The organism is Streptosporangium longisporum (assembly GCF_039534895.1).
Lineage (GTDB): Bacteria > Actinomycetota > Actinomycetes > Streptosporangiales > Streptosporangiaceae > Streptosporangium > Streptosporangium longisporum.
This window is the reverse complement of record NZ_BAAAWD010000014.1, coordinates 264,893-284,551: the sequence shown is the minus strand read 5'-3', so window position 1 is coordinate 284,551 and position 19,659 is coordinate 264,893. Positions and strand designations below refer to the sequence as shown.

The 19,659-nt window shown below is 61.4% G+C and carries 9 protein-coding genes; 3 read left to right on the top strand and 6 right to left on the bottom strand.

Annotated elements, in window-relative coordinates; genetic code table 11:
* Nucleotides 1–199: 199 nt before the first annotated feature.
* Both ABD832_RS24660 and ABD832_RS24655 read right to left on the bottom strand, forming a co-directional pair.
* Nucleotides 200–2,599 carry a tetratricopeptide repeat protein gene (locus tag ABD832_RS24660; RefSeq protein ID WP_344899397.1) on the bottom strand — a complete coding sequence of 800 codons (2,400 nt, stop codon included), beginning with the start codon at nucleotides 2,597–2,599 and terminating at the stop codon, nucleotides 200–202.
* Nucleotides 2,600–3,239: 640 nt separating this feature from the next.
* A complete protein-coding gene (locus ABD832_RS24655; protein ID WP_344899395.1) occupies nucleotides 3,240–8,546 on the bottom strand; it encodes a sacsin N-terminal ATP-binding-like domain-containing protein in 5,307 nt (1,768 codons plus the stop codon).
* A 520-nt stretch (nucleotides 8,547–9,066) separates the two neighbouring features.
* On the opposite strand from ABD832_RS24655, the gene ABD832_RS24650 reads away from it, so the two are divergent.
* The gene (locus ABD832_RS24650) at nucleotides 9,067–9,993 is read left to right on the top strand and encodes a hypothetical protein (RefSeq protein WP_344899393.1); all 927 of its coding nucleotides are present in this window, start codon (nucleotides 9,067–9,069) and stop codon (nucleotides 9,991–9,993) included.
* 85 nt (nucleotides 9,994–10,078) lie between these two features.
* Nucleotides 10,079–10,267 carry a hypothetical protein gene (locus ABD832_RS24645; protein WP_344899391.1) on the top strand — a complete coding sequence of 63 codons (189 nt, stop codon included), beginning with the start codon at nucleotides 10,079–10,081 and terminating at the stop codon, nucleotides 10,265–10,267.
* A 155-nt stretch (nucleotides 10,268–10,422) separates the two neighbouring features.
* Here ABD832_RS24645 and ABD832_RS24640 read toward each other — a convergent pair whose 3' ends face one another.
* Nucleotides 10,423–12,321 carry a DUF2075 domain-containing protein gene (locus ABD832_RS24640; RefSeq protein ID WP_344899389.1) on the bottom strand — a complete coding sequence of 633 codons (1,899 nt, stop codon included), beginning with the start codon at nucleotides 12,319–12,321 and terminating at the stop codon, nucleotides 10,423–10,425.
* 161 nt (nucleotides 12,322–12,482) lie between these two features.
* Between ABD832_RS24640 and ABD832_RS24635 the strand changes: the two genes are divergently transcribed.
* Nucleotides 12,483–12,740: a nucleotide pyrophosphohydrolase gene (locus ABD832_RS24635; protein WP_344899387.1), complete on the top strand. Its 258-nt coding sequence runs from the start codon at nucleotides 12,483–12,485 to the stop codon at nucleotides 12,738–12,740.
* A gap of 279 nt (nucleotides 12,741–13,019) precedes the next feature.
* Here the strand turns inward: ABD832_RS24635 and ABD832_RS24630 are convergent, their stop codons facing one another.
* The 3 genes from ABD832_RS24630 to ABD832_RS24620 are packed head-to-tail and all read right to left on the bottom strand — an operon-like array spanning nucleotide 13,020 to nucleotide 19,653.
* Nucleotides 13,020–16,328: a DEAD/DEAH box helicase gene (locus ABD832_RS24630; RefSeq protein WP_344899385.1), complete on the bottom strand. Its 3,309-nt coding sequence runs from the start codon at nucleotides 16,326–16,328 to the stop codon at nucleotides 13,020–13,022.
* A 2-nt stretch (nucleotides 16,329–16,330) separates the two neighbouring features.
* Nucleotides 16,331–19,246, bottom strand: a complete 2,916-nt coding sequence (locus ABD832_RS24625; protein WP_344899383.1) for a DUF1156 domain-containing protein — start codon at nucleotides 19,244–19,246, stop codon at nucleotides 16,331–16,333.
* Between the two features lie 11 nt (nucleotides 19,247–19,257).
* The gene (locus ABD832_RS24620; RefSeq protein WP_344899381.1) at nucleotides 19,258–19,653 is read right to left on the bottom strand and encodes a DUF7680 family protein; all 396 of its coding nucleotides are present in this window, start codon (nucleotides 19,651–19,653) and stop codon (nucleotides 19,258–19,260) included.
* Nucleotides 19,654–19,659 lie beyond the last annotated feature (6 nt).

Genomic DNA, 19,659 nt, shown 5'->3' with positions numbered 1-19,659 from the left:
GCCGAGCGCATCGCCGAGATCCATCGATACTCGCGCGGCACTGGAGTTGCTCCGGTTCGGTAGACGCTTCAGGCCTTGCGACTATGCGGCAGCGCAACCATCCTCCTGGATGTTCTTGAGTGCGTGTCAATCGCACCGTCACCATCCCGCCCAGAGGAGACGTGTTAGCCGGTTTCAGCTCAGCCCGTAGAACGGTTTTTCATGAAGGACGGCTGACAGATCCATCTGCCTCTAGTCCGAATCTAAACGCATCAGACACCCATGGGAGTGCTTGTGTAGATTGAAATAGCATGGCATAGCCAGCGTCAAAGACTTCATGCGCAAATTGGTCGAGCTCTTCTAAATTCTCGGTGCTCTCCGTCAGCTCTATAAGCTTTTTTAGGGCCGTCAAGTTGCCTGTATCGGCAATATCAAATGCGTAATTCTTCGCTTCTGCTCTCTTTCCTTCCTGCTCCAACAGCTGAACTACTTGAAGTATTGATTCGATGTCGTTAGCGCTGGCGGCTCGGCGATACAATGTGATCGCTTCTGTCGGATTCCCATCCCGCAAGTGCTTGCGAGCAGCTTCCCTCATAACGGGGATGCTGTCAGCGTTAAGGCCTAAGCGATAAATAAACTCAACGGATTGGTGATCACTGAGCTTCTCGTACGTCTCGGCGAGACTTATTAGGAAATTTCCCTGGGCCTCGGCGAGGACGCCCCGATCCTCCTCGTGGTGGTGAGTAAGATTAAAGGATGGTGTGACGGAAAATAGCGTCCTACGTATTATTACCAGCTGGAATGGCTCTTCGCTATCAGTGCAGGATGTCAACCGATATGCTTGCGTGTACTGCTGGCATTCGTCGAGGCTAAATTTGTTTTCCATGTGGGCAAGATATTTCGGATCCGCCTCGCATGCCTCCCATCTGAGATGCTCGAGAGTAGAAATGTCTCCTAATTGGGAATCGAACGTAATCGTCAGAATGTTCGTCCCTCCTGATGCTTCGGCAAGAGAGGGGGGTCTTAATAGCTGTTGCATCGGCCTTTGGTACCATGTTGCATGTCTCTTGACTGAAGCGCGGCCAGGCGGTTTCGGTGGCGCATTTCTCTTTTGTTTATCATCTCGACTCGCCTTGCGAAGATACTCTAAGTCATTGCGATCAGGTATGTCTGAAGGCATCCCTAGTTTCTCGGCATGTCGCAAGCGTCCACGGCGTCGAGCGGCCTCGGCAAGGGTCGTTCTATCGTCGAGTGATGCATGTTGAGAGGAGGCTTGCCAGAAACTTGAGGGAGGACAGATCAAACGCCGCGAGCGAGCACCATATTCTTCCAGAAAGTCAGCCAAGCGGTAGAATAAGTCACCTTCGCTTGGCATCGCTTGCCTGGAGGGATCTCCAGGGCGAGGTCTGATTCTGCTCAGCGGGGCGCGAGCTCCTCGACACGGCAGTAGATCGGTCAGGTAGGCGAACGCCTGTTCTGACCAGTCATCGGCTAGCATCTCCCATTGCTCGTCGGTCAGGTATCCGGCGGCGGCTTCTTCTAACAGCGGCCGGGATAGGACGGGCCCATGTCCGAGCCGGCGGGCATCCATCGCAGCATGCAATACCGCCTGAGTCGCGACGGTGGCGTTTTCATAGCGCTCGATCAGCGCGGGACCGCCAGCAAGATATTGGGTCAGCGCTCCGGTTCGCGCGCGAGCCAGCGCCTCGGTGAGTCGCGGATCCCCTGCGCGATCGGCACGCAGAATTGCAGCCGCAAGATCGGGGCCAGTGAAGGACGTAGGGATGCGGATGCTGAGGTTCTTGATAAGCTCACGAGCTTGGGCGTGGGGATCAGGCAAGCCAGGGGCAGGCATTCTGGTGAGTATGTCCCAATAGGCAGGCCACAAAGTAGCCAATACCAAGACCGGGCCACGCTCGGGTGTAGCCGATAGATCACGCAATGCCGCGGCGATCTGTTCTCCCAATGGGCTTGGGGTGAGCAGGTAGTGCTGGGCTTCGTTGAGCCATATGACAGTGTGTGAGCCAACGTTATCCAGGCCAGCTAAGGCCGCCTCGGGCCGGTCTGGACGCAGCGGATGCCACAATCGCCAGGGCTCAGGCAAATCCCGTATAGCTTCCCAGCAAGCGCGTGTCTTGCCGGTGGAGGACTCGCCAACTAGGACGCACATCTGAACATCGCGCAGACGCTGCACCCCCGCTACCGCGGAGGCTAGCGCTACATCATGAGCACGGCCGATGTAGGCGGGTAACGGCCCAAAGCCAGCGGCTGCCGCGCCAGCATCGATGGCCGGATGCACTTCCAGGTCTAATGGGCGCACCTGCCTGATCGGCCGCCCCGGGCCGTGCGGAACGGAATCGTTCTCCGCCCAGTTGCTGTTGTGCACGTCTGTTCGGTCGGTCGATTGCGTAGCGACATGCACTGGTAGCGGACTGGTAGTCGGGCGGTTGTTCTGCGCGTCGTCATAAACCTGCTTCCAGGCTGCGAGACTACCCAAAATGGAATCGGGATGTTCTCGCTGATTGTCTTGTACTTTGCGTTGATAGGCCTTCAACAAGGGCTCAACCTGATCAGTCCAGTCCGGCAGACGCTTACGTTGGCCGTTGATCAGGTTCTCCACCGTGCTACAGGGGATACCTGAGTGGCGGGCCAGCCATGCGGCTGACGGGTTCCATGCTGCCTCGCGCGCTAGTTTGAGGTAGCCAGCGAAGATCTCTCCTCCCTGCGCGATTGGGGACTCCTGCTCTGGCACCGACCCACCTTCCTCACCCCAAGGGCGGCTTTGTCCTGCTGCCGATCTGGGTGTTCTTGGCTTGAAGACGCGCCCCGAGATTACCGACACTGACGATGATCTCATCGATGATGGGTTCGTATGTAGATAACCAAAACGACCCTGGGTTACCCGAGTTGGCCTTCGTTTCGAGACGCAACAGGGTCTTGTGCACTGGGATCGGAGCATGTCAGGAACGATGACGCGCTACGGCCGTCTGGCCGCCCTTGCCACTACTGCTGCAGGTGCGCCTGCCATCGCATGGGTCGTACATCCCATCCTCTGTGGGGCCATTGTCAGCCTGCAGACAACCATCGGGCTCTTCATCATCGGAGTAGCACTGTTCGGCTCCGCGCGCCTCAGTGAACGCGCCTTCCGGCTGCTGCGATGGGCCGCTGACAGGCCCGAACCTCCGAAGCGTCGCCCCCGGTAGTCACCCGCCAACGCCAAGGCGGAAGCCCTGGCGGAGCATCGAGGCGGTTCAGTCGGCTCAATTAGCCAATCGATACGAGAACCGGATCGAGCCACCCTCGGTCCGGAAAACCTTGCGACCCTTGGCGCTGAAGGGGTTTGGAAGCCGGAGGAGCCGGGCGCGCTCCGGGTCCTCGATCCAGAGGACAGCCAGGATGCTCCATCTCGTGCTTCCCGCGTATCGTTGTGCGGCACGGACTTCGCTCTCACCCAGCTCGATCTGGCCACCGTCACCCCTGGTCGCCTTTACCTCGAACATGAAGGGTTCGCTGTCAGATCCGACGAGGAAGTCGTATCCAAGGCTGTCATCTCCAGGACTGCCGGGGAAGACATGCCGACGGTTGGAAGATACCCAACTCTCCTCAGTGGTGGCAGGGAAGTAGCGGCGGAGCCATTCGTAGGCGTACCACTCGCCCATGAAGCCGAGCGCGTCTCGCTGCTCCTGCGAAAGGTCCTGTCGACCGCCGCCAAAGACTCCTCCGCGCCCGCCGCTGCGGGTACGGCCTGTGGCCGGAGCCTCCAGGTTCGCGAAATGAAGGCCGCTGCTGATGATTACCGGATTCGCCGCCACTGTATTTCGCAACGCGGAGATCAAACCCGTGTAACTACCGGACGCGACATCGACTTCCTGGCCGGCAACAGAGACGATCCTCCGCTTGCGAAGCTGGGCGTCGCGGATCTGGTCTTCTGTCGTGCGCTGGTCGCGCAGGCCCTCGGTGGTGACACCGTGGGCCGCAGGCTGGAGAGTGGCAGGCATACCGGCAGGCCAATGGCCCAGAGCGACGAGCCAGGTCACGACGTCGTCCTTGGTTAGGTGGCGAAAATCCAGTGCGCCGCGCAGATCCAGCAGGCTAGCTGCATCCCCATCGACAGCCGCGGGCACGATGTGCCCGGTTGCCCTGATTAAAGCTTTGATCTCGGGAAGCGCACTCCGGACTACCATGGCATTCTCACTGTTGAGGCGGTCGCGCGAAGGTAGGGAGACCCCTGTCGGGGGCTCGGGCAGGCCGGTGAGCCGGTGAGCCAGGCAAGCGTCGATGTATGTGTCCACCAATTCAACGCCGGCTTCCTCGACCGTCAGTGCCCAGTCATCGGGTGCGGTGATCCAGCTTAAGGAACGCAGGTCGGGCCAGCCGTCGACGAGCCGACGGGCATCGAATTCAGCCAGAAACGCCAGCCGTAGTCGGTCGACGAGTTCGGTTCTTCGGTGATCTACACGTCTTCTGACGGCATCCTCGTGTGCATCGCCTCGGTTGATCTGCTGGTAGGTCGGGGTGAGCATGGCAAGGGTCTGGTTGAGCTCGGCGAAGCCCAGCCCCGTCCGCTCGCGCAAGTCGTCGACGCCACGGGCGGCGCGTGCGGCACGGATAAGCTCGGTCGCGTTCAGCGGCAGGGCGTCTTCGTGGTTGGCGAGGAGCGCTTGGAGCGCGGCGACATCGACTGGACGCGGAGTGAGCAGATCATCGGTGAGTTCGATGCCGAGCACGTGCACGAGCAAGGGATAGAGCCGTTCGATGATTCCTGCCAGTGAGCCATCGATTCGGTTGACCGTCTCCCGGTACTGGATGAGCTCGACGTCAAGCGCGGCGGCGAGAACCTGCTCGGGGACATTGCCAACGTTGCAGGGTGCATCCTTGAGTTGGAGCGCGGCTGACTTAAGACGGTGCGTGAAGTCTGGCCGGTCCAGCACAGCGGCAATCGCGTAACTGAGTTTGGCCACATCGTCCCATGTCAGGTCGTTAGCCAGGTCCGCGGGAGCCGCGATGAGAGGACTGTCCTCGTTCGGCAGTGGCAGCACTCCTGCCAGGCGCTCTGGCAGTGGACAGGCCTCGTTATCGAGCGTGATGATCAGGGATTCGTAGCCATGCAGGCGTATCCGTCGCGCCGTGGCGACGAGCTTCATGAGTTCCTGCTCTACAGGTTTCACTTGCTGGTGCTCGGCCAGCACACCGAGCGCGTATGGGAGCCACGGAATCTGCTCAGTAAGCAGTGCGCCGAGTTCGGTCTGTTCCGGGTTCTGCCCGTCGATCTCCACGCTCGGGTTGGTGGTGCTCACTTGCCTTACCCCACTGCGGCTGAGCTTGACCAGCAGGAAAGATATCTGCTGTGCCGCCTTGGGCACGACGAGGAGCGGCTTGGTCATGTCCCGGATGAAGCGGACGATGAGATTGTCGTGCACCTCGCTCACGTAGATCGCATTTTCTTCAGTCAATTCCGCTGGAACCACGGTGTCCAGCGATTCGCCCCGCTCGACCAGTAGCGGGGACTTACGGAGCGGTTCAAGGACGGCATCGGTGTAGCCGTACAATCGTGACCGGTCGGCCAACTGCTGCCAGGCATGTTGATTAGCATGCTCGACCGCGTTTCGGTCATGGGATCCCACTTCTCCCTCGGCAACCAGACGTCCCAGTGAGGCGAGGGCGCGAACGCAGTCTTCCTGATTGCCCCAGATGGGCATGCCGAGTTCGTGAAGGCGTGATCGTGCCGTGCGGTTTCGCAGCAGGTCGCGGAGCTTGGGATCAGGGACGGGGAGCGGAACGAGCTGGCCTTCTGCTTCCTCGGGTATGAGCCATACGTTGGATGGCCGGGCGAACAAGATGTTCCGGGTGCGATCCCGAACCGGGAGCCACGAATAGTTGCGAAGGAATACGGCGGCTGGTGTAGGGAAGATCATGAGATGCTCCCTGCTGCCTGTGCCGCTGCTCCACCTGCACTGGAATAGCTGGTCACTCCAGCGAGCGAGGCCACGAAAGAGGAGGCGAGCGAAGGCGCATCGACCAGCCTCCGAAAACTCAGTGGCTACTCCCTGCCCAGGGATTCGAAAGGCATGGGTGCCGTAATAGGAGGAGCGCGGCCGCCGTGGCCAGAGGGATTGCCGCTGAATCTCTGGATTCCATTGGTTGGCTATGTCGGTGGGCAACTGAGCCCAGCGAACAAAGTCCGTGCTGCTGGGGGCATCGAGCCATGTGTTCACCTCGGAATGGATCATGATCAGGCCGTCCTGAACGCCGATCATGGACAGGAACCTCTGCCAGTCTTCGCGGGTGCCATTGTCACGGCCGGTGAACGTCTCCGGTTCCGCCACGAACCGAGTCTTGATGCTGTTCAGGTCGTGGCAAAGGTCGCGTCCCTCCGCTACGACGGTGGCCAAGTCGTCACCACAGTCAGTTCTCCACCCCTTGCCAAAAAACGCTGTCTTGGCTTCTATGAGAGAGCCTGAGGTGGTAGGCACGTGAAGACCGAGGTCGTCCGGAATGCTGGTTCCTTTTACGTTCTGATGCACCTGAAAGACGAATCGCAGAACTTGGCGGCGTACCTCATTGGATGGACTGTTCTGAAGTTCACGTCGGACGTGACTGAGCAGCGTTTGGACGTTGAACTGGTGAACAAGCCCATGCTGGATGAGGAACTGGCGGGCTTCTGCGCGGTGCGGCTCCCCCTGCCCGTTGGTCCAGCGCAGCTTCTCGTGGGTGTAGAACAGACGCTTCTTCAGCGCGCGTGGAACTGTGATTCCCTTGAGCCCGGTTGCGTCGGCGGCCGTGGGATGGAAGAAGGCCTGTTGCCGCTGGGGAGCGTTACTCGCCGGGGGAGTGGCACCGTTGAAGTGCCGCAGCCGGGAGTCGTCAGACAGCAGCAGACGACGTCCCTGGAGGGCTGCGGTGTCCCGCTGGCCGAACATCCGGAAGAGGTCAACGTAAAGATCGTCCCACGGACTCGGCGCCTCTCCGCCACGGGGCAGCGGAAGCCGGACAGCAATACGCTCTGCATGGTCGGCGAGAAAATTCGGAGACGGTGTCAAGTGGAGTCCGAGACATCTGACAAGCCGATCGAGGCGCTGAACTCCTACGGTTGTGTCTGCAATGGAAACGCCAGCAGCGCGGGCGGCGTCTGCGGTCAAGACCCGGAAGTCACCTCGGGGCCAGCGGATAGCGCGATCAGGGGTATCCCATGATCGGCACGGTGAGTGATCGTCGAGGACGGGCAGCAACTGAACCTTCTCCACAGGGGCGCCGTGGACCCGAGGCACAGCATTGAGGAGTAGATCCGCGGGGCCTTCTTCCCAGCTGATCAAATCGATTGCCATCCGGCGTGATCGATGGTCCGGCTGTCGTCGCAGCTGAGCAGCCATCAAGAGACAGGTTTCTGCTGCGGAGGTGAAGAGCATCTCGTTCAGCGGATGGGTCTCGTCCAGTGAAGTGCGGTCCACCGTGGTGAAGAAGGGAGCGTTCAGGTGACCGTGGAGCGGAGACACGGCGCTGCCACCGAGCGGCAAGAAAGTATAGAGGCGGCCGTCGGCCGCGTCGGCGTGAGGCAGCGCGATCTCCACGATTGCCGGCTCGGTCCACTCCTCCCAGGAATCATCGAGGTCGCCGGTGGACACGGCCCGATTGACCGTCTGAGCGAGCCGATCCGGAGGGACCACCCCGCGGACCATAGTGAACAGACCAAACGCCCCGAGATCGATCTCAGCCAGAGAGATTTCGGGGAGGGCTTCCTTCCCATCGACCTGGTCAATGCGGACCGGGCGGCTTTCGCTGCGCGATAGCCGTATAACCTTGGCGTCGTCACCGAGCATCCGATGTTCGAGGGTCAGGCTCTCCAGCCGGTTCAGGAAGAGCATGACCGGCACCTTGGCCATGGCCAGCTCCTGCCAGAGCTGCACTGCCGTCAGACAGGCGTCCCGGCTCTTGAGAGGAAGCCGGATGACAGTGACGTGTCCCGCTGCGGCGAGTGTCGCGCAGGTGACCGGCAGCTCGCTGATCGGATAGGGGATTTGAAAGTCAGGTAGGTCCTCGTGAGCGCGTGCGGCGAGGTCTGCGTCTTCAAGCAGGTCGATGAGATCCGGGTAAGTGGCGAAGCGAAACCGGTAGCCGTCGAGCAGGCCCGAAAATGAGCTGAAAATTTCTGGGGCGTTCGTGAGCTCCAGGACGCTGCGGAAGCCCACACCCTTGTTACCGATACCTTCGCCCACCTTCTTCTCGCTCATGGCGTACTTGCAGATGGCCATCACTCGATCCCAGGTGAACGGGGTGCCGCTGTTGGCCACATAGAGCGTTCCGTGCTTGCCGTCGGTCTCATCCAGCAGGACATGGACGCGGCCGTCGTTCCGGTCGCCCGAGTGCGCGTCATGCGCGTTCTGCAATAATTCCAGGAAGGAGCGCCCCCGATAGTCGCGTGCGGTCGCCCGGCTCGCCTTCTGTAGTTGTTTGGCGAAGTTCGCAGTCTGGCTGTTCTGCCAGTCCTTGACGACCGACCGCGCGTAGTTGCGGAGCTCGTTGGCATGCTGGTCGGCGCCAGCGCCTCTTGCGCTGAGCTCTACAGTCATCGTTACCCTTGCCTCTCGTGTGAGATGGCGGACACGGTAGCGGACGGCACAGACATTTCGCCGATGGGAATCTTGTTTGTTAGCGCCAAGAGAGTCCTGGTCATGCACCCTTTCGGGATGCCGTCGCTTTCGGGTGCCTTTCGGAGGCGCGGTGAGTAACCGACCGGAACGAGTTTGCTCCGTCGCTTGTCTGTCAGAGGATGAAAAGTGTTGCTGAACGCCGCATACCAGCCAGCAGCGTTTTCGCTGCTTGAGAGCTTGAAGGCGACGTTCCCGCAGCTCGGGAGCACCCTTTTCGATGACCTACACCATCTTCGAAGGACATCGGAGATTCAGCGATTGATCATCGGCCGCCCCGTCACCAGCCAGCTGGTGCATGATCGCAAACCGAGCAACTAGTTCGTCGTGGGTTGTCTACGCTACGGTGACGATGACCTTGCTGTGGCTCATCAGCCTCACCCGCTCACCGCCACAGCGCCTGCTTCGCTTCCTCGGAAGCGCAAAGTGAGGACTTCACTCTGTGAGCAAGACCGCGTACATCTACGTCCCTCGCAACTCGATCACCAACTTCACCATCGGGATCGACAACGGCGTTTGGGGGTGGCACTCCGCCACCCTGGACAAGGCTGACGGCAGGAAGATCGTCGCCTCCCTTGAGATAGGCGACTACCTCCTCTTCGGACACCGCGGCCCTAACAGCCGCGTCGCCGCGAACGGATGGCACGATGCGCACCTGCAGCGGGTTGTCGTCGGTCAGATCACCAGGCCGTTGTATACCAGCACTTCACAGGTCTGGCCAGATGGCATCTACCCGGAGCGGGTGGATGTCGACATTCTCAGCGATGACACCGATGTGACCGGAGCCATGCTGGCGGCTGACGCCATGGAAGCGCTCCGGATGTCGGCCAACAAACAGGGAACCGCTGTTCTCGGCAGTTCGGACGCTGTGCTGGCGCTCGCGGTAACGCGTCAGGAGACCGACCCACAGGATGCCTCGAAGCCCGGTGAGCCATTGACGATCAACGGCTCCACCGACGTGATCAGGATCATGCTCGGCCGGCGGGAACAGCACAAGCTACGCGGCGCGAAGTTCGGTAAGCGGACCCTGCTGACCTGCGCGTTGTGTGGGCGCACTCTGCCCCGACCGCTGGTGCGCCTGGCACATATCAAGCTTCGCTCGCGCGCCACCCACACCGAGCGGCTGGACCTGAACAATGTGATGGTCGCCTGCCTGGCAGGTTGCGACGCCCTGTTCGAATGCGGCTACATCTACGTCGACAGCGAGGGGTTCATCCGCTCGTCGGTTCCGGAGAGCGACCTGTCGGACGTGGGGAAGCTCACCCGCGAGCTGGCCGGTCGGCGATGTGTCGAGCACAACGCCGACAGCGACAAGTACTTCGCATTCCATCGGGCCGAGGCTGTCAAGGGGTTCCCCCCTCTCTCCTAGCTGGTTGTGCGGTAGTCGCCTGTACGGATCTGCCCCACGTCCCTGGTGGGGATTCCCCTGTCTTCGGTCGTCTGAGGGACCACCCATGCTTATGCCTTTGTCGCGTTGGCAACGCACGTTCATCGTCGCCGTCCTTGTCCTGCCGATGTTAGTGATCATCGTGCTGTCCTTGCCGGTGTGGCTCTATCTGCCGTTCCGGCAGGCGGGACGGGCGTTCATCTTGGACCTGGTCCGAGAGTTCACGAAGTGGATCAAGGCGGCCAAAGGCGAGTAGAAGCCGCCGAAGGCCATCGCGCGGTACCGCCTGAACCGGGCGAGGCCACAACATCCCGCTGCACCGCTTGTGGACGACGGCAACGAGCCTCTTGACCAGCGAGCTGTGAGACTCGTGTGCGGTGCGTCACTCAGCGAGGACAACTTCAGTGGTCGTTACTCCGGTAGGACGGGCACGCCGAGTCTGGCGAACAGGCGGTTGGTGGTGAGGTCCTCGGAGTACAGAACGGCGCCGCGCATGCCGCGGGTGGCCAGGACCCGATAGGTGTTGCGAACGAGCTGGTCGAAGCGGGGGGCGACGTTGACTGCGGTGTCCTTGTTGGCTCTGCGGTCGGATTTCCACCCCTGTTCGGTCCAGGTCAGGTCTTTTCCGAAGATGACGCCCGCGTAGTCGTACTCGAATCCTTGGGCTGTGTAGATGCAGCCGACCTGGTCGAAGCCGGCCGGGTCGCTGGCCCACAGGCTGGAGGGGGGAACACCGTTGACGGTCCGGTCGGCCTTGGAGTTCCAGGGGCGGTGCCAGTCGTCGATCTTGATGTCGTTGACCAGGGCGCCGTTGTCCTGGGGTTTGCTCCAGGGCCAGCAGAAGCCGGCCGCGATGCGAGCGGTGTGTCCCTGGGGCAGCTTGGTCCGCAGGAAGTTCTCCATTACGGCGGGGGTGCGGGCCACGTACAGCTCAAACGTATCCAGCGGCAGCCACCGCTGCGGACCCTGCTCCGAACCCAGACCCAGAAGGTTCTCGATCCAAGTGACGTATTCGGGGCAGCCGCCGCAGCGGAACTGGTGACGCAGGTCGATCTGGTGGACCTTCACTCCCATCGCCGTGGCGGTGTCGTGGATGAGTTGGACGGAGCCCACCTCGCCGCGGCGGACCAGCTGGTGTTCGTCCAGCAGGAACACCGGGACCTGTGCGGCGTTGATCAGCTCCTGCACCTGGGGTGGTGCCTGTCGGCCGTCGTCGTACCCGTTGCGGGTGTCGCGTTTGCGGGAGGTCTCGCGCAGCCGATGGGCCTCATCGCACAGCAGGACGTCCAAGTCGTTGGTGGTGGCGTGGGTGTAGCTGTTGAAGTAGGAGAAACTGCGCCGCGCCCGTGGGTCGACCCTCTCAACATTGTCACGCAGGGTCTGGGTGAACGATCTGCTGCCGGTGGCGTGAACGGCACGCACGCCTTGGCGGTTCAAGGCGCCCAACAGTTCGACGGCGATCACGCTCTTGCCGGTGCCGGGACCGCCCACGATCACGACGGCCTCCTTGGGGGCGCCCTGTTTGCTTCTGGTGACCGCGCCTCGCACGTAGTCGTAGGCTTCCCGCTGCTCATCCAGTAGTGGGAAGACCGACCGATGGCAGACGCTATCGCTGACCACCGCCATCAGGCCTCCGGTCGGCAGCACCGGAGCCTCCAAGAGCTCCTGGGTGTAGTGGGCCGCTTTCTCGGGGGCCAGGGCGGTGCGAAGAGCGCGTTTGAACTGCTCGCGGTGATCTTTGCCGTACATCCGCGCATAGAGGGGATCGCACTGCAGGCCCATGGCGGAGGGGCGGATCGTCGCCAGGGTCTCACCGGTGGCGTTGTGCATGTTGACGATGCAGGAGACCTCGGCCGACTGCTTCAGCAGGGGGATGTAGTCGATCAGGACCTGGCGGTAGCCCCAGACCTGCCTGACCGGATGCAGCCGCGGGTTGCTGTTGGGTGCCCCGGGAGCGTGCACCATCTGCGAGCCTGGATCCGGCCGCACCCACTCCCACTGCTTGTTCTCCACCACAACCACCGACATCCGCCCGCTGCCCGGATGGGACCCGACCAGCACCAGGTCCATGCGCACGTCGGTGATCGGAATCTTGAACTCCACCAACACCTGCACCTCGGCCAAGTTCGTTTCCAGCAGCAATTCGACGACCGTCGGGATGCTGTTGCGCCAGGATTCGACCTCCTTGTCGTCCAGCTTGCCGCCGATCAACACGTCGAAGCTCCGCCTGAGCTCCCTGATGAGATGTCCTGCGGAGATGGCGTTGGCGAGGTCGCCGGCGGTTGCCTGGTACAGACAGCGTGAGGCCACGAAAGCCGCTCCTTCACAAAGTGGCGCCATCCAGACGCAGGTGATGCGTGGTGTGAGACGTACCGTAACGCCGTCCACCGACAATTATCGGCCTCCGTCACTCCGGTTGCAGATATCGCTTGTGAGTTCCAATGACGGTAGGGGCGGTAAAGTCGGTACCTGTGGCGACAGAACTTGAGGAGCTCGCTGGGCGTCTTCGCCGGTTCGGTGCGGAGCGCGAATGGAAGAAGTTCCATACCCCGAAGAATCTGGCAATGGCCTTGGCTGGTGAAGCGGGAGAGCTACTGGCTGAGTTCCAGTGGTTGACTCCCGAGGAGTCCCAGCGCCCAGACCCTGAGACTCTGGGCCGGATCCGTGGAGAGCTGGCTGATGTGCTGAACTACCTCGTGCACTCGCCGCCGTCCTTGAAGTCGACCTGATGGAAGCTGCCCATGACAAGATCGACATATCCGAACGACGGTACGCTTCTGACATATACCGAGGTTCAGCGCGCAAGGCACCCCCGCTGTCCTCGTGAAATAAATCTGCGATTCATGCGGATGGAGTTGGTGGAGCTGTGAATCCACTATTTTCCTGCCAGCGGAATTCCTGTGGATAGTTATTCAGCACGGCGAACTCCTTCTGGGAACCAGGGTTCCTCAGAAATTAAGTATCCACTAAACCGGGTCAACTCCAGAAGTGATCCATGCTGCCATCTGTCACTCACCGGGTTCGCGGGGGAGGAGGGAGGCCAACTCGGGTGACCCGTAGGTCAGGAAGACGAGGTCGCTGTCACTGCTGGTGTCCCAGATGTCGCGGTCGAATGTCACGGGGACTGAGGCCGTGGGTAGCTGACCTAAGTAGTGCTCGATGGATATCGCGCCGTCGGAACGTCTGAAGGACACACCAGCGTCGTCACGCGCAAGGACGAGGTTGTAGATACCGGGGCGTCCGTCGTCTGGGGTCAGCCAGCGGCCTGAGAGAAGGTTGTTCGTGAGTTTGGTGGCAAGGACTGGCGGAGTGATGTCTCCTACTAGGACTGGTGGAGTTTTGATGGTGATGCCGTCGCCAGGGGCGCCGAGGTCGTCGGTTCTGACGGGCTGGTTGTTGATGTCCTCAATTTGGGTTCGGATGCTGGCGATCTCGCTGGCGATAACTTCGTCGCTGAGGTGTGCGGCAAGGACGAGGTCTTCGATGACTTTCTCGACAGTGCCAAGGACAGGTGCAGCGCCGCCGACTATGTTGGTGAAGTCGTCGTAGTCCTCCTTGATGCCCTTGTAGACCTGCTCTTCGACAGTGTTTTTGTAGAAGTAGTTGCTGATCTGGAGATGCCCGTAGGCAGCGCCGATACGGTCGATGCGACCGATGCGCTGTTCGACGCGCATCAGATTCCAGGGCATGTCGTAGTTGATGAGGCGGCCCGACGTCTGCAGGTTGAGGCCCTCGCTCATCGAGTCGGTACCGATCAAGACCTCAATACTGCCGTTGCGGAACCGGTTCTTGATCTCAGCCTTGGTAACTGGGCTCCACTTCCCTGCGACCGGATCGTAAATTTCGCCGCCGCGGCCGGAGTAGCAGCCAAGCTTGTTGTAGCCGGCGGCTAGGAGGCGCTCGCGGATGTAGTCCATGGTGTCGGTGTACTGAGTGAAGACGACCGCGGAGTCATACGTCTTGAACGACTTGGCCAGATCCTCGATGAGCTGCTTGGCCTTCGTGTCCTCACCGGTAAGGTCGCCGAGGTCATTGAGGAAGGAGCGCAGCTCGCCGATCTCCTCCTTGAGGCGGTCGGCGCGGACGTCGAAGACCTCGGGGTCGAAGAGAGAGCTTTCCAGGTCGGCGCCATCGTCGTCGGTGAGGAGGTCGGCCAGGCTCTTGCCTTGCTCGAGTACGTCGAGGCGGCGCTGGAGGGATTGCTTGATTGCTTCAAAGGAGGAAGTCAGCCGGCGCCGGTAGACGGTCATGATGAAACCGAGGGCCTTGGTGGCCTTGTCGGATTTGTAGGCGTTGTAGTGGCGGCGGATGTACTCCTCGATACGGTCGTACAGCCTCCGCTCATTCCGCTCTAGAGGAATGAATTCGTCTTTGACGTGTCGATACGGGATGATGACGGAGGCCGGGATGATGCCGGCCGCCTGGTAGGCCCGCATGGTCTTACGAGTGTTGCGGAAAACTCGATCGCGCATCGGGGTGTGGCGGCGAGCCCACTTATCCATCCACTCGGAGGTGGCATTGGGGAACTGTGCCCTGAGATCAGGTGAAGGTGGGTTGCTGGCCATCCCGATCACCGTCAACGCGTCGGCCCACCCGAGTGCGTCGTTGACCTGCTGCTCCAGCTCCTGATCACGTTCAGCGAGTGGATCGGAGAAGTAATCTTCCAGCATGTCGCAGATGAGTTCCCAGCCGCGCCTCTCGGGCGAGTCACCGAGGTAGGTGAAGTATTGGGTGAAGAAGAACGCTTGCTTACCCCACTTGCCTGGCAATCCGAGGAGCGCGATGAGGTCCCAGGCTTCGTGGGGGTGCATTTGCATCGGAGTCGCCGAAGCCAGATAGAGCGCACGCCATAGGTCGCGCTTCTTCATCTCTTGGAGCAGTGCGAGCAGGGAATTGGGAGTGTCAGTCGCTTTGGAGCCGCGGCGGCGGGCGTGATGAGCCTCATCAACGAGAACAACATCCCATGGTCCGGCGTCGAGGATCTCAGTACGGCGAGTGCGGCGGCGAGCAAGGTGGGAGGAGGCAAGCACAATCGGAAAGGCCGACCACGGGTTAGCATTTAGGTCAGTCTGGAGGGGTTGGTCGAACCGGTCGACGAAATTGCCCTTGTCGTAGCGGGCGACATCGAGGTTCATCTTCTCGTGGAGTTCTTCCTGCCACTGTTTCATCACCGAGGCCGGCACTAGAAGCAAGGCCTTCTTTGCCTGGCCGGAGGTAAATAGCTCGCGCAGCAGCATGCCTGCCTCGACGGTCTTGCCGAGACCGACCTCGTCGGCGAAGAGATAGCTTCGCGGGTACGTCGACACCACCCGGTGGATCAGCTCGGCCTGATGTGGCAGCGGCTGAGCCCACGCTGTACCCACGCCAGTCCATGCGGACGTCTTCGGCGCATCCCGAAGAGCGACCAGCTCGTCCCAGGCCGCCTGGATAGCAATGTCCGCCTCGATAGGCGGTGTCTTGTGATCGGCTCCTTCGGGCTTCGGCTGCGGCACGAGAGTGTCAGGGGGAAACGGCGGAGCGTCAGGAGCGTGCTCTATCAGGTGTTCTCGGACGGCGGTAGGTAGATCGATGACTGCCCACCCCTTGTCGGGGTGGCCGCGCCAGTGCTGATCGAAGGCTCGCTCCTTGGGCTTGCCATAGTCCTCCCAGGACTCGGTGCGCCAGGAGCGGTAGGCGTCGAAGGTCTCGTGGTTCTTCACCCATGCAGTGACCGAGGCATTGTTGGAGCCGCTGAATGCGACCTTGTGGCCGTAACGGTCTGTGAAGATGCCGTACTTAGTATGGAAGTAGCGGCCCGACTCCTTATGGGTAAGCAAGTGGCCATGCTTGTCGACCGGGATGCCGACTCGGATGTGAAGCTGGTTGTTGGCGACCATCCAGGCCAGCACGCTGAGATGCTCGCTCTGCACGATCTTCGTGCCCTCCAGGCCAGGATCAGCCAGTAGAAGCTCGGCGACCACGTCGTCGAGCGGGGTGCCGGAGAGCACCGCGTCCACGTCCTTCTTACCGAGCTGGGCGCCGACGATGAGTCTCATCACGCCACCACGGGCGATGAAGTACGCCGTGCCCTGAGCGGCGAACTGCAGCTCTGCTCCGGACCAATAGCCGACCGCACGGTCGTAGGCGACGGCTCGGGAAAGCAGTGGCTCGTAGAACGTCTCAAACGGCGCATTGTCGGGCGAGTACATCGCCTTCAGCGTCACGTTGCGGAACGAGTCCTCAGCCATGGCAGGGTCATGGTCGAAGAGACCACCTTGCGTTGGTGCCGCTGGCTTGGCGGCAGCACCGGGAAACAAAGCATTGTCGTGCTCGGCCAACCTCACTCCACCTCGAAGAGCGCGTTGGGCTTGTCCTCGACCAACGTGGCCACGTCAGTGGCCTCCGGCAGTATCACGTCAGGGAAGTAAAGCGTGCACAGGGTGTCAAGGCGCCCGGCCTCGGCCACTACCCAGTCTCCCTTGACCTTGGTGCGCGGCATCGCGTTCGCCAGACCCTGCAGGGTGGAGATGAACCCGGCGTCGTTGGTGTAGCCGTGCTTATCGAGGAATCGCTTGGCCGCCGGCATGCCATCGTGCTCGGCGATGTACAGGGTCGTGTCAACGGCGTCGATGATGTAGTCGAACGAGGCAGCCTCGGGCCGTACGCCGGGTGCGGCGGACTCGACACCACGCCGCACCCGCTCGCTTGGGGTGAGCAGCGTGACCTTGCCCGAGGTCTTGGCGACCACCCTGGCCCGCTCGAGCTGGTCGATGTCGAGCCCGCCGACGGCGAGTGCCAGGAGGCGGGCGGTGTCGAAGGGGAACTCGCGGGCAACGAACGTGTCCCAGGCCAGTAGCACGAAGTCGGTGAGCGTGTCGGTCTTCGCCGCCTTCCCGACCAGTCGAGACCGGCGTAGATTCACGATCTCCTCGCGTGCCAGGGCGAGGGCTTCCTCGGGTCGTAGCAGTTTGTCGCGGCCGTCCTCGTCCGGGGTCGAGGAGTAGACGGGCCAGCTCTGCGAGATCACCGAGAGCGTCGGACCGTACGTCGACAGAAGCAAGTCGACGCCCTCGATTCCGTCGTGCTGGAACTGGGTCGCCGCTTCGCGGGCTGCACGTCGGATGTTTTGTTCGATGTCATCGAGGTAGACCTTCGTGTTGTCACTCCTCTCATTGCGCTTTCGGCACACCAACATGATTGTCGATGCGGCCGAGTTCATGTTTGCTTGGTGAAGGGAATTCTCAAATTCGGTGTTCACAGGCCACGAGGTCTCGATCGTAAAACCAGCCTGAAGCAGGCCCATTCCAAGGGTATCCCAGGCTTCAGCCTTCTTATGCGTGAACATTACCGAGAGTACGCCCTGGTCGTCGAGGATACGACGGCTCTCAACGAAAATGCTGGCCATCTTCGTCTCGTAGTCGAGGTCAGCAAGTTCCTTCTTCCGCTTTCCCATCGCCGCGAAGCGTGCGGGGTTGGCCACAGCCTCGTTGTCTTTGTCGGTGAGATCGTCCTGGAAGTAGTCAGGGATGAGGCGGCCCAGGGTCCGCTTTTCCCAGACGTAGAAGTAGTCTGCGAGCTCCGCATACATCACGTTGTCGTAGTACGGCGGGTCCATGCAGACGTGAGTAACCGCACCGTCGGAAAGGGCAAGGCTTGCGCCACTTCCCTGAAGGATCGTCACCTCACGCGGCAAGCGATTCTCGAGATTTAGAGTTGAAACTCCAGTTTCATCGAGCAACCGAGCAATGCTGCCGTACGCATCTAGGAGTTGGTGAAGGCACCAGGAGTAAAGAGCTGAGGCGCCCTCAAATTCAGCACTGGTCCACTTGAACGCGAAGTCATGTCGATCGAAGACGCTGCGCATGCCTTGACGTAGCACGTTCCATGACGCCTGCCTTGAGTTGTAGTTGAGAGCCGTCCCCTGCATCATCGCGAGCTCGAAGAGGACTGCATCAGCACGATCGCCGAGTGCTTCCCGGACTTCGGGCATTAGCTTTGCGAATTCGTTGACGAACGTGCCGTGGACCAGTGCCTGGCGCGGCATGTAGAAGTCGAGCCAGGTGTTGATGCCGTACATGCGGTGACCGCGGTCGTAGTTGGCCTCTGCCGGAATCTCTTCGGAGGGCAAAATGTCTGTCGCCTGCCACAGCGCCTTCACCTCCTCAAGCTTCGCCTCCGCAGCAGCGATGGCATCGAGGTCGGCCTGGTTGGGGACGCGGAAAGTGCGTTCGCCCGAGGGCGTGCGTATGGCGACGGCGTAGAGAACCTGCTTCATCTGGCCGGCCTGGGCGGCCTGCTTGATGTAGTCGCCGTCGATGACGAGGTTGTCGTAGGGCGAGATGGCTTTGCCCCGGGCGGTGGTTCCAGTGGAAGCGTCGGACTTGTCGACGTTCCTGCCGAGGGCAATCTCGAAGATTGGCTCGGAGAGTTCGACGCCGTCGTGCTGGGTGAGCATTCGGACGGCTGCTTCCTTGCCTACGGTCTTGCGGAGCCACTTGTCGTGCATGAGCGGTACGAGGCGGCCGGTGCGGGGGCAGGAGATGGCATTGGCCCAGATGTAGGCGATGACACTCTCGCCACCCTGGAGCGGGAAGTATTCCTTAAGCCGCTTCTCGACTCGCTTGACGAGGACTTGCCCCCACTTCCTCAGTTCTGGAACCAGGTCGAGCCCTTTGGTCGCGGGGATCTCGACGCCAGCCTTAAGCACGCAAGCGGCGACGCCGTTGAGGTCGTTGGCGACCACCGGGAGCCCGAGGCGGGACGCCACCCAGGGAATGCTGCCGCCACCGGCCGTCGGGTCGGCAAGCGTCGGGAGCTTGCCCCAGGTATGGATGAGAACCGCATGGAGCAGGTCGATGTCCATGCGCGGGATCGAGTTACGGAAGGCCTGCTTGTAGCCGTAGCCGTTGCCCTTGAGCTTTACGCCAGCGGCGTTGGCAGCGTCGATGACCTTCCGCCCGTATACCGGGTCGCCCCAGATGCCGACAAGGTGAAGCAGCCAGCGGCGGTAGGCAGCTTCGTCTTGGAGTTCGACTGTGTCGGGGAACGCCTTGGCGAGCTCCTCGGACCAGGCGGGTAGCACACCGGCGAGGGCGACGGCGGCGGAAGCGACGAGGGGGCGGCGGGCCCACCAGATGTGGAGAAAGGAAAGCGGTGGGAGGGCGGAGGCGGCGCCGCGCTCGCGGCGGGACTCGATACCAAGTTCGGCGACAGGAAGCCAGTCCTCGATAAGGACGCGCGGCTTGGTGCTGTTCAAGGGTGGCTCTTTCAATCGGCGAGGAGGGTACGGAGAGCCTTGCGGGCGCGATTGGCGTCGAAGCCGATGCACTTGGAGTACCAGTAGTAGGTCTCCTCGGTGCTCATGGCATTGATGCCAGCGATGAGTGCACGGACACGCTCGTGCTTGGCAATGGGCTGGGTGGCCATCAGAATCAGGGCCAGACGTACGCCGTCGGATTCGGCGAGCCGAATGGGTGCTTTCCGGGTGAAGGTCAGCACACTGGGCTGGTGGCCCGATCCCCTTATGGCTGCGAAGAGGGCGTCGATGACGCGGCCCGTCTGCTGAGGGGTGAGGGTGACGACGGCCGCGGCAAGGACAGAGCCAGCCTCGCCGTACGTCTCCTCAATAGTGAGGCCGTAGGTCTCACCACGGCCGGGCTGCACAATGAG

Bases quoted from the DNA above. Each gene is read 5' to 3' on its own strand.
- ABD832_RS24655 (WP_344899395.1), bottom strand. From the start codon at position 8,546: ATGACTGTAGAGCTCAGCGCAAGAGGCGCTGGCGCCGACCAGCATGCC.
- ABD832_RS24645 (WP_344899391.1), top strand. From the start codon at position 10,079: ATGCTTATGCCTTTGTCGCGTTGGCAACGCACGTTCATCGTCGCCGTC.